10 protein-coding genes and 1 rRNA gene are annotated in these 11,110 nt (G+C 70.2%); all 11 read right to left on the reverse strand.

All coding sequences use genetic code 11. From position 1 onward, the window contains the following. Positions 1-597: 597 nt before the first annotated feature. Positions 598-2,091, reverse strand: a complete 1,494-nt coding sequence (locus tag ABZ923_RS32520) for a DNA polymerase IV (RefSeq protein WP_361478972.1) — start codon at positions 2,089-2,091, stop codon at positions 598-600. A 68-nt stretch (positions 2,092-2,159) separates the two neighbouring features. After that, entirely contained in the window at positions 2,160-2,837 is a 678-nt protein-coding gene (locus tag ABZ923_RS32525) for a MerR family transcriptional regulator (protein ID WP_361478975.1), read from the reverse strand. A gap of 262 nt (positions 2,838-3,099) precedes the next feature. Further along, complete coding sequence (locus ABZ923_RS32530) at positions 3,100-3,573, reverse strand: bifunctional nuclease family protein (RefSeq protein ID WP_003988851.1); 474 nt, start codon at positions 3,571-3,573, stop codon at positions 3,100-3,102. 86 nt (positions 3,574-3,659) lie between these two features. Continuing rightward, a complete protein-coding gene (locus tag ABZ923_RS32535; protein ID WP_361478978.1) occupies positions 3,660-4,397 on the reverse strand; it encodes a MerR family transcriptional regulator in 738 nt (245 codons plus the stop codon). Between the two features lie 44 nt (positions 4,398-4,441). Beyond that, the gene (locus ABZ923_RS32540) at positions 4,442-5,272 is read right to left on the reverse strand and encodes an FHA domain-containing protein (RefSeq protein WP_199808440.1); all 831 of its coding nucleotides are present in this window, start codon (positions 5,270-5,272) and stop codon (positions 4,442-4,444) included. Between the two features lie 190 nt (positions 5,273-5,462). After that, positions 5,463-6,317, reverse strand: coding sequence for a DUF881 domain-containing protein (locus tag ABZ923_RS32545; RefSeq protein ID WP_361478981.1), 855 nt, complete (start codon positions 6,315-6,317; stop codon positions 5,463-5,465). 5 nt (positions 6,318-6,322) lie between these two features. Next, positions 6,323-6,655: a small basic family protein gene (locus ABZ923_RS32550; protein ID WP_003988855.1), complete on the reverse strand. Its 333-nt coding sequence runs from the start codon at positions 6,653-6,655 to the stop codon at positions 6,323-6,325. Next, on the reverse strand, positions 6,652-7,500 hold the full coding sequence (locus ABZ923_RS32555) for a DUF881 domain-containing protein (RefSeq protein WP_361478984.1): 849 nt from the start codon (positions 7,498-7,500) through the stop codon (positions 6,652-6,654). Before ABZ923_RS32555 ends, ABZ923_RS32550 begins: the two co-directional genes overlap by 4 nt. Before the next feature lie 190 nt (positions 7,501-7,690). Next, positions 7,691-10,186 (reverse strand): mannose-1-phosphate guanyltransferase, encoded by a 2,496-nt coding sequence (locus tag ABZ923_RS32560; RefSeq protein ID WP_361478987.1) that lies wholly within the window; start codon positions 10,184-10,186, stop codon positions 7,691-7,693. 113 nt (positions 10,187-10,299) lie between these two features. Next, on the reverse strand, positions 10,300-10,908 hold the full coding sequence (locus ABZ923_RS32565) for a CDP-alcohol phosphatidyltransferase family protein (RefSeq protein WP_361478990.1): 609 nt from the start codon (positions 10,906-10,908) through the stop codon (positions 10,300-10,302). A 107-nt stretch (positions 10,909-11,015) separates the two neighbouring features. Beyond that, positions 11,016-11,110, reverse strand: a 5S ribosomal RNA gene (gene rrf / locus ABZ923_RS32570); the annotation flags it as partial.

An 11,110-nucleotide genomic window follows, 5' to 3' on the forward strand; every position in this document is an offset into this window, starting at 1 on the left:
GCCATCCACGTCCGGAGCCGACTCACGCCAGCCCCATGTCTCCCACCCGCGGCGGAACCTGCACCTATGCGGCTCCCTACATCACGGGCCCGGATCCGCTGCGCGTCTCGCCCCGCCCGGCGCCCAGCCGCGTCCGGAGCCCGGCTCTCACCCGCCCCCTGCCCCACACCACGGCAGAACCTGCATCCATGCGGCTCCCCACCTCCCTCGGGCCTGACTCCGGCCGGTGCGCGACTAGACCCCACCCAGGCCCCGGCCACATCCGGAGCGGCCGCCGCCCCGTGCCCCACACCCGCGGCAGAACCTGCACCCATGCGGCTCCACGCACCCTGGACCGGATCCGGTGCGCGACTCGACCCCACCCGGGGCCCGGTTCGTGTTCGCCCTCCGGGTGCGCCGGCCCCGCTCCGGTCAGGGCCCGGCTTACGCCCGCGACTCTGCCTGCGCCTCGGACCGGCCACGCCTGAGGCTCCTACCGAGCGCCCGGGCCAGCTGGGACCGGGGTCCGGCCCAGCCCAAGTTCTGGCCTGCACCCTGGCCCTGCCACACCTCCACGCCCACCCCCCTTCGCTCCATCGCCCCCGTTCACGTCCACGCTCACGTCCGAGCCACCACCCCCTCCGAGCCCGGCCCCCTCTCCGAGCCCCGAGCCGGCTCCACGTCCTGACCCGCATCCCCGGCCCGGAACTCGCCCGACCGTTGCCCCACGTCCGTGCCCCGAGCCTCGCCCGGCCTCACGGGCGGGACCCCACCCGAGGGGTCTGGGACCAGCGGCAGCGGCTCAGCCGGCTCCAGCGCGGGATCATCGACGAAGAACGTCCGCACGCGCCCCGGCTCGGACAGCGGCGTCTCGAACCGCACCGTCACCCGCCCCAGTCCACTCCCCTGCACCCACCCGGGCCCGTACTCCGCATGCCGTACGTCCTGCCCGGCACGCCAGTGCCGTTCCGCGGGCTCCGGCCGTTCCGCAACGCCCTCGGGGACAGGCTCCTCCGGCACCTCGGCCACCGCCCGCGAGGGCATCGCCTGCGCGAAGAGGTCCTCCTGCGTGTAGTCGGCGAGCCCGGACACCCCCACCCCGAGCAGCCGCACCCCGCCCGTGGTGTCCACTGAGTCCAGCAGCCGCGCGGCCGCCTCCCGGATGACCGCGGGGTCGTCCGTGGGCCCCCTGAGCGTCTCGGAGCGGGTCAGCGTGGAGAAGTCGTACCGCCGTACCTTCAGCACGATCGTCCGCCCCGACAGCCCCGCCTCGCGCAGTCTCCGCACACACCGGTCGGCCAGCCGCTGCACCTCCAGACCGACCCGCAGCCGGTCGTGGATGTCCACGTCGTACGTGTCCTCCACCGACACCGACTTGGCCTCCCGCTCGGCCACCACGGGCCGCTCGTCCCGGGCCAGTGCCATCGCGTACAGCGCGTGCCCGTGCGCTTTGCCGAGCAGCCGCACCAGCTCGTCCTCACCGGCCTCGGCCAGCTCCTGCACCGTGCTGATCCCGGCCCGGCGCAGATGGTCCCCGGTGGCCGGCCCCACCCCCGGCAGGGTCCGCACGGACATGGGCTCCAGCAGCGCCCGCTCGGTGCCCGGCTCGATCAATACCAGGCCGTCCGGCTTGGCCTGCTCGGACGCGATCTTCGCCAGCATCTTCGAGGCGGCGAGCCCCACGGATCCGGTGAGCCCGGTGACCGCCCGGATGTCCGCGCGCAGCCTCTCCCCGGCCCGCCGCGCCGACTCCTCGTCCCAGGCCGCTCCCCCGGCCTCCAGATCCACGAACGCCTCGTCCAGGCTCAGCGGCTCCACCAGCGGTGACAGCTCCCGCAGCAGCGCCATCACCTGCTCGCTGACCGCCCGGTACAGACTGAAGCGCGGCACCAGATAGGCGGCGTTGGGTGCCAGCCGGCGCGCCTGTGCCATGGGCATCGCCGAGTGGACCCCGAACACACGTGCCTCGTACGACGCGGTGGCCACCACCCCGCGCGGACCGAGCCCGCCCACGACGACCGCCTTCCCGCGCAGGCTCGGCTTGGACGCCTGCTCCACCGAGGCGAAGAAGGCATCCATGTCGAGATGCAGGATCGTGGGCGCGTTTCTCACATCTCCGATGCTGCACCACGCCACTGACAACGCGGTGGTGCCGGAGTGCCCCCGCGAGGAACCGGCGGTCAGACCGCCCGGTTGCGGCGCCGCGCCAGCTCGTCCGCGGGGTTGTGCCCGACGAGCGTCTCGCCGGTGTCGATGCGCTCGCCGTGCAGCTGGGAGAGCGCGCTTTCCACGTCGCGCCACACCACGCCGACGGCGATCCCGAAGATGCCCTGACCGCCCTGGAGCAGGGCGTGGACCTCGTCCGGCGAGGTGCACTCGTACACGGTCGCACCGTCGCTCATCAGGGTCATCCGCTCCAGGTCACGGAAACCGCGTTCCCTGAGGTGCTGGACGGCCGTGCGGATGTTCTGCAGCGACACCCCGGTGTCCAGGAACCGCTTCACGATCTTCAGGACGACGACGTCCCGGAAGCTGTACAGCCGCTGGGTGCCCGACCCGTAGGCGGGGCGCACGCTGGGCTCGACCAGACCGGTGCGAGCCCAGTAGTCGAGCTGCCGGTACGTGATACCGGCCGCCGCGCAGGCCGTGGGCCCGCGGTAGCCGATCTGCTCGGACGTCATGGCCGCCACCCCTCCACCGTTCGGCACCGCCGTCGGCAGCTGCGGGGCGTGATCCACCGCGCTGCCCGGATGGGGGTGTCCCCCGCCTGAGCGCAGTCGCGGGGGCGGGTACGGACCGCTCTCCCCGAAACTGCGTCCGGGGGCACCCCCAGCCGTACCGTCGCCGCTGGTTCTCACGCCGACCTCCGTCCTTGACCTGCCTTCTCGACGGTAGGCAGTCACCAGGGGTGCGTCAACGATCGCCACACTCGGCACGCCGAGTGATAATCACCCTAGGAGTGGTTTCCCGTGTCCCACCGCGGGGAAAGGCTAGCCGAATGCGCTCGCGGCGGGCCGTAGGACGCTCTCACTGGCCGGAGGCAAATGCCGTGGCGACGGCCGCGCGGAGCCGCCGGCCGGCCCGGTGGAACCCCGGGTCCGGCGGGCCGCGCCCCGCGGCTCACTGGCTGCTGCTGCCGAAGTCCTCGGGCGAGATCTGGTCGAGGAACTCGCGGAACTTCTCCACCTCGTCCTCCTGCTCGTCCGGAATGGCGATGCCCGCGTCGTCCAGCACCGTGTCACTGCCGTAGATCGGCGTTCCGGTGCGCAGAGCAAGCGCTATGGCATCGGAGGGGCGGGCGCTGACCTCGACCCCACTGGCGAACACCAGCTCCGCGTAGAAGACGCCTTCCCGCAGATCGGTGATGCGCACTTCGGTCAGCTCCTGGCCGACGGCCTCCAGCACGTCCTTGAACAGGTCGTGGGTCAGCGGTCGCGCGGGGGCCATGCCCTGCTGGGCGAAGGCGATCGCCGTCGCCTCCCCCGGCCCGATCCAGATGGGGAGGTAACGGTCGCCCCCCACTTCGCGCAGGAGCACGATCGGCTGGTTGGAGGGCATTTCGACCCGGACACCTACGACATCGAGCTCGTTCACACAGCAACCCTAGGCCGTGCCCGGGACGTTTGGGTAGTCGGGCCGGGAACAGGTGCCCGATCCGGCCGCCCCGCGGGCCCGCCGTCTCAGGGCAGCCGCACGCCCAGAGCGGTCTGCACCAGCGCCGCGTGCAGCTTGACCGCGAGGGCTGCCAGCTCCTTCGTACGGGCCTCGGCGTGGGCCCTGGTCTGCGGGTTGCGGTGGCGCTTGAGCGGGGCCACCACCTGGTCGACCAGCCCCGCCTCCCGGTCCGCGGCGGCCTTCATCACCCGGAGGTGGCGTGGCTCGATCCCGAACCGGCCCAGCTCGGCGATGAGCGAGGCCACGGTCACGGCCTCGGCGTCGTACGCCCCGTCCGCCAGCGGAGCGAGCAGCCCGTAGGACTCCCACTCCCGCAGCTCGTCCTCGCCGATGTCCGCCGCGGCCAGCAGCTCGGCCCTGCCGACCCTGGCCACCGTGCGCCCCTCCGGCTGCCCCGGTACGTCGTCCGGGGTGCGCTGGCGCCCCACCACGGGCAGGGGTACGGCCTCACCCCGCTCCATGGCGTCCAGATGCTCCCGGATCACCTTGAGCGGCAGGTAGTGGTCCCGCTGCATCCGCAGGACGTGACCGAGGCGCTCGACGTCCGCGGCGCTGAACTTGCGGTACCCCGACGGGGTCCGCTGCGGCTCGATGAGCCCCTCCGACTCCAGGAAGCGGATCTTGGAGATGGTGACTTCGGGGAACTCGTCGCGCAGCACGTTCAGCACCGTGCCGATGCTCATCAGCCCACTGTCCCTGGCGGCGGTACCGCTTCCGGCACCGCCGCTCGGTGATTGAAGCATGGACCTTCCCTGGGGGTCCCCCCGGACCTCGGTCCGGGGGCGGGTCAGATGCCCTGCCGGCTCGCGTAGAACACCAGCCGGTACTTGCCGATCTGCACCTCGTCACCGTTCGACAGGGCGACCTGGTCAATGCGCTCGCGGTTGACGTACGTGCCGTTCAGGCTGCCCACGTCGGCCACCGTGAAGGAGCCGTCGGGGGAGCGCCGGAACTCCACGTGCCGCCGGGAGACCGTGACGTCGTCCAGGAAGATGTCGCTCTGCGGATGGCGGCCGGCCGTGGTCAGGTCGCTGTCCAGCAGGAAGCGGCTGCCCGAGTTCGGACCGCGGCGTACCACCAGCAGCGCCGAGCCCACCGGCAGCGCGTCCACCGCGGCCTGCGCCTCCGGGGAGAGCATCGGCAGCGGCGTCTGGCCGGTCGCCTCGGAGTCGTACGCCTCCAGGCCGGAGATCGAGATGGTGGACGTCGTCTCGGAAGCCCGCTCGGGCGCCACCCCGGGGCGCAGCGGCGCCCCGCAGTTGGAGCAGAACCGGGCGTTCTCCGCATTCCGGTTACCGCACCTCGTACACACCAGGACCGACATCGACGGATCCTCCTGCCGCGGCTGCCCCGCCGGGGCGTTGGACGCGTACGGGCCGGAGGCAAACCCTCCACCCGTACCTGAGGTTGACGGTTGCCCGAAACCTATGCCGCCGGACTGGGCAGGGTCAACAGACGCCGCGCCCTGACCACCGGAAATGTCACCGCCCGGACCAGCGACCTGGTCCCGGAACAGCGGGCGCTGGCCCTCCGCGTCAGGCTGTGCGCGATGACGAGCGGTCGCGTTGTCGCGGCCCTCTCGCGCGCTCTTGCCGAACAACTTCGCAAACAACTTCACGGGCGATTCCCCTTGACCGAAACAGACCCGCCCGTGGGGCAGGACGAACCCTGATTGCCTACACCGGCCGAGCCGGACATTCTCACAACGTCCGTATCCACCAGACAGTTTCCACCACGCACCACCCCTTCGGTGCGCCGACCCCCCGCAACCTCATGCCCCTGCGCGACGACCCCCATGCACCGGCGGTTCACTGGGAGGACGACCGAGCGTAGTCAGGCCGCTTCGCCTGTCGCAAGGCGTCCACGACGATCTTGTCCGACCGCTCGACGGTCACCGTGGCCTGCTCCTTCTCCAGAGTCTGCACCACGCCTCCCGGGATGTTCAGCGCCGGCTCGAGGTCCTGCGGCTTGCCGATGACCTTGAAACGATAGGGGGTGTTGATCTTGTTCCCGTCGACGCTCACGCTCTTGCCGGAGTCGGTGACGTAGGTGCCGGCGACCACCCGCACCCCGTTGACCTGGATCGCCTCCGCGCCGGCCGCGCGCAGTTCCTGGATCGCGTCGAGCAGCATGTCCGCCTGGACCGTCCCCTTCGTGTCCTCGATCGTCATGGTGATGCCGGGACCCTGCGCCGCCACGGTCCCCGCCAGGATGCCGAGTTGTCTCTCCTTCTCGGCGGTCTGCCGACGGGCCTCGGCGGCCTGGTCGGAACTGGACTGCAGCTCCTGACGCTGCTTCTCGAGTCCCTGCTTCTCGTCCTCAAGACGCTGAGTACGGGAATCCAGTTCATCGAGGATGCGAACAAGATCTTCTTGACGCGCGCCGCGCAGCGCTCCGTCGGTGTCGCTGTTGGACGCCACCTGTACGGCCAGGCCGAAGCCGAGGCCGAACAGCAGCAGCGCGACGATGAGTTGGGCCCGCGTGAAACGCGGCGGCCACAGGCCCTTGACGAGCCGCTGCCTGCCCGTCTGCGGCTGCTGGGGCTGCTCCGGGCCCTGCTGCCCGGCCTCGGGCGCGGGCGCGGGCACCTCGGCCGGCAGCTCCCTGCGCAGCGGGTTCTCCGGCTGGTCGTTCCGGTCGTTCCGGTCGCTCTGCTCGCTCATCGGCCTCACGCCCGGAACACGTGCCGCCGGATCGCCGCGGCATTGGAGAAGATCCGGATGCCGAGGACCACGACGACTCCCGTGGACAGCTGCGCGCCCACGCCCAACTTGTCACCGAGGAACACGATGAGGGCGGCGACGACCACGTTCGACAGGAACGACACCACGAAGACCTTGTCGTCGAAGATGCCGTCCAGCATGGCCCGCAGGCCGCCGAAGACGGCGTCCAGCGCCGCGACGACGGCGATCGGCAGATAAGGCTCGACGACCGCCGGAACCTCGGGCCGGACCAACAGGCCGGCCACGACTCCCACGACGAGGCCCAGTACGGCGATCACGATGTGCCCTTCCCGGTCTTCTCGGACTTCGGCTGTGCTGTGCGTACGATCACACTGGGGGCGGCGGGCAACCGGACGTCGCCCTCCGTGGAGATGGTGGCGCGGATGCCGTAGTTCTCCTCCAGGGCGTGCAGATACAGGCCGTCGGCGCTGTTCTGGAACCTGGTGCTCAACCTCTCCCCGTCCCCCACCGCCAGCACCGTGTACGGCGGCACCAGCGGCCTGTTGTCGACCAGTATCGCGTCACCGGCGGCCCTGATCGCGGACAGGGCGGTCAGCCGCTGCCCGTTGATGGAGATCGCCTCGGCCCCGGAGGCCCACAGGCCGTTGACCACGCGCTGCATGTCGCGGTCCCGCACCCGGCCGGTGTCGGAGAAGCCCGAGGTCTCGCGGGGGTTGGCGCCGTCCCCGCCGCCGGCGGCCTCCTTGGCGTCGTTCACGACGAGCCTGACGCCGGGGCCGTGCACCGCGGTGGCCCCCGACAGCAGGCCCACCAGGTCCGCCTCGGCGCTGCCACCGCTCGACCTCAGGGCCGCCCGCTGGCGCGCGCTGACGTCGTCGCGCAGCGTGTCGACGGTGCTCTCCAGCTTGTCCGCGTCCGCCGTCTCGGTGTCGATACGGTCGATCAGCTCCTGGCGCTCCTTGGCCACCACGGGCGCCGACACGCGGGCCTGTGCCGCCCCCACGGTCACGACCAGCGCCGCGAGGACGAGACCTGCGGCCAGGACCAGCTTGGCCCGGAGCGTCTTCGGCATGCCGCCCTCGCCCGGGGACTTCTTCCGGGCTGCGGCCTCCGCGTAGCCGTCGTCGAGGCTGTGGTCCATGACGTTGGTGATCAACGACATGGAGGCGTCCGGGCGCCGCGAGCTCGTGGGGCTGCTCCGAACGGGGGGTTGCTGCGGCATGCCGCACATCGTCGCACGTCGCGCGCAGTACCTCCGAACGGCCCCACCGGCGTGCCGGACAGGCCCCCTTGGGGGCACTTGTCCGGCACGCGCGCGTGCAGCGGATTTTGCCGTTCTCAGCCGCCGGGAGTTACCGGCCGGCGCTGTCCACGACCGCCGACCACTCGTCCAGCAGGGCCTGCGCGGAGGCGTCGTCGGGCCCCTCGGCCCACAGGTGGGTCACCGCCTCGGCCGGGTCCGGCAGCACCATCACCCAGCGGCCGTCGGCCTCCACGACCCGCACACCGTCGGTCGTGTCGACGGAGCGGTCCCCGGCGGCCTCGACCACCCGGCGCATGACCAGACCCTTGACGGCCCACGGCGTCGCCAGGTCGCGCTTGAGGACGTGCGCCCGCGGGATCCGGGCGTCGATCTGGCTGAGCGTGAGCTGCGTCCGCGCCACCAGCCCGATGAGCCGTACGAAGGCCGCTGTGCCGTCGTAGACGCTGCTGAACTCGGGGACGATGAAGCCGCCCTTGCCGTCACCGCCGAAGATGGTGCCTTCCTCGCGCCCCACGCGCGTGAGGTCGTCGGGCGAGGTGGTGGTCCACTCCACCTGCGTGCCGTGGTAGGCGGCCACCTGCTCGGCGATCCGGGTCGTGGTGACGGGAAGCGCCACCCGCCCGCTGCGTCGCTCGGCGGCCACCAGGTCCAGCATCACCAGCAGCGCCCGGTCGTCCTCGATGATCCGGCCCTTCTCGTCCACGAGCGACAGCCGCTCGCCGACGGGGTCGAACCGCACACCGAACGCGGCACCCGAGGACGCCACGATCTCACCGAGCCGCACCAGCCCCTTCCGGCGCATCTCCTCGGTCTCCGTCGGCCTGGACTCGTCGAGACCGGGGTTGATGGTCAGCGAGTCCACACCGAGCTTGCCGAGCAGGCTCGGCAGCACGAGTCCGGCACTGCCGTTCGAGGCGTCCACGACGACCTTGAGACCCGATTCGGCTATCCCGGTCGTGTCGACGTTCCGCAGCAGCGATCCGGTGTACGAGTCGAAGACACTGGCCGGGAAGTACAGATCACCGATCTCGCCGGGGAACGCCCGCCGGTACTCCTGGCGCGCGAAGACCCGGTCCAGCTTGCGCTGGCTGCCCTGCGAGAGGTCCGCGCCCTGCCCGTCGAAGAACATGATGTCGACCGAGTCCGGGACACCCGGCGAGGTCCGGATCATGATGCCGCCGGCACTGCCTCGCGCGGTCTGCTGCCGGGCCACGGGCAGCGGCACGTTCTCCAGGTCGCGTACGTCGATGGCGCTGGCCTGCAGTGCGGAGATCACCGCCCGCTTGAGCGCCCGGGCGCCCCGGGAGTGGTCGCGGGCCGTGGTGACCGTGGAGCCCTTCTTCAGCGTCGTGGCGTACGCACCGGCGAGCCGCACCGCCAGCTCCGGCGTGATCTCCACGTTCAGGATGCCGGAGACACCGCGGGCGCCGAACAGATGGGCCTGCCCCCGGGACTCCCAGATCACCGAGGTGTTGACGAAGGCACCGGCCTCGATGGTCTTGAACGGGTACACGCGGACGTTGCCCTGAACGATCGATTCCTCACCGATCAGGCACTCGTCGCCGATGACCGCCCCGTCCTCGATCCGGGCGGCGCGCATGATGTCGGTGTTCTTGCCGACGACGCAGCCCCGCAGATTGCTGTGCTGTCCGACGTACACGTTGTCGTGCACGACGGCCTTGTGCAGGAAGGCGCCGCTCTTGACGACCACGTTGGACCCGACGACGGTGTGCTCGCGGATCTCCGCGCCGGCCTCGACCTTCGCGTAGTCGCCGATGTACAGCGGTCCGCGCAGGACGGCGTCGGGGTGCACCTCGGCGCCCTCCGCGACCCACACGCCCGGGGAGATCTCGAAGCCGTCGATGTCGACGTTGACCTTGCCTTCGAGGACGTCCGCCTGGGCCTTCACGTAGCTCTCGTGCGTGCCGACGTCCTCCCAGTAGCCCTCGGCGACATAGCCGTAGATCGGCTTGCCTTCCTTCATCAGCTGCGGGAAGACATCACCGGACCAGTCGACGGGCACATCGGCTTCGACGTAGTTGAAGACCTCGGGCTCCATGACGTAGATGCCCGTGTTGACCGTGTCGGAGAAGACCTGTCCCCAGGTCGGCTTCTCCAGGAAGCGCTCGACCTTGCCTTCCTCGTCGACGATGGTGATGCCGAACTCCAGCGGATTGGGCACGCGGGTCAGGCAGACCGTGACCAGCGCACCCTTCTCCTTGTGGAAATTGATCAGCTCGGTGAGGTCGAAGTCGGTCAGCGCATCGCCGGAGATGACGAGGAAGGCATCGTCCTTCAACGCCTCCTCGGCGTTCTTGACGCTTCCGGCGGTACCGAGCGGCTTCTCCTCGTTGGCGTACGTGAGCTCCATACCGAGCTCTTCACCGTCACCGAAGTAGTTCTTTACGAGGGACGCCAGGAACTGCACGGTGACCACGGTCTCGTTGAGCCCGTGCTTTTTGAGCAGTCGCAGCACATGCTCCATGATCGGGCGATTCGCCACGGGCAGGAGCGGCTTGGGCATGCTGGAGGTCATTGGGCGAAGGCGCGTGCCTTCGCCGCCGGCCATCACGACGGCCTTCATGTCGGAAGCGTCCTCCTAAAGAGATGACTGTCTAGCCGACTTCACCCGTCCAAAGTGTCCCGCATTTCACGGCGGGCGGCCATCGGACGACTTTGTCCAGACAAGAGACGGGCTCAATCGGCCACGGCGTCCGCGCGCACCAGACGGCGGACTTGTACCACGTAGAGCACTCCTGCCCACCAATAGAGGGTTGTACCCCATCCGGCGAAGGCCCACCCGAAAACTGCGGCGAGTGACGCGATCCATCCGTTTCCGTCGCTGAGCAGCAGGAGCGGGAAGGCGTACATGAGGTTGAACGTGGCGGCCTTGCCGAGGAAGTTCACCTGCGGCGGCGGATAGCCGTGCCGGCGGAGGATGCCCACCATGACCAGGAGGACCAGCTCCCGGGCCAGCAGGAGGGCGGTGAGCCAGAGCGGGAGAATCTCCCGCCAGGTCAGCCCGAGCAGCGTGGACAGGACGTAGAGCCGGTCGGCGGCGGGGTCGAGCAGCCGGCCGAGGCTGCTGATCTGGTTCCAGCGCCGGGCGAGCTTGCCGTCGAGGTAGTCGCTGATCCCGCTGAACGCGAGCACGAGGAGGGCCCAGCCATCGCTGTTGGGACCGCCGAACTCCGGCCTGAGGATCAACCACAGGAAGACGGGTACGCCGACGAGCCGCGCCATGCTGAGGATGTTCGGGATGGTGAGGACCCGATCTGTCTGGACACGGGTCTCCTGGACCTCCACCCGGGGGCCTCCTGTGCGAAACGAGCCGACGATGCCCCCTGACCTTACCTCAACGCAAAAAAGCTCCGGCTCCTGGGCAGTGCCCAAGAGCCGGAGCTGTAAAAGGAGTTCGGCGGCGTCCTACTCTCCCACAGGGTCCCCCCTGCAGTACCATCGGCGCTGTGAGGCTTAGCTTCCGGGTTCGGAATGTAACCGGGCGTTT

Source organism: Streptomyces sp. NPDC046881 (assembly GCF_040645015.1).
GTDB lineage: Bacteria > Actinomycetota > Actinomycetes > Streptomycetales > Streptomycetaceae > Streptomyces.

What these genes read in the sequence shown, in the direction of transcription:
- ABZ923_RS32545 (WP_361478981.1), bottom strand. Translation starts at nt 6,317, where the DNA reads ATGAGCGAGCAGAGCGACCGGAACGACCGGAACGACCAGCCGGAGAAC.
- ABZ923_RS32535 (WP_361478978.1), bottom strand. Translation starts at nt 4,397, where the DNA reads ATGCTTCAATCACCGAGCGGCGGTGCCGGAAGCGGTACCGCCGCCAGG.
- ABZ923_RS32555 (WP_361478984.1), bottom strand. Translation starts at nt 7,500, where the DNA reads ATGTCGTTGATCACCAACGTCATGGACCACAGCCTCGACGACGGCTAC.
- ABZ923_RS32560 (WP_361478987.1), bottom strand. Translation starts at nt 10,186, where the DNA reads ATGAAGGCCGTCGTGATGGCCGGCGGCGAAGGCACGCGCCTTCGCCCA.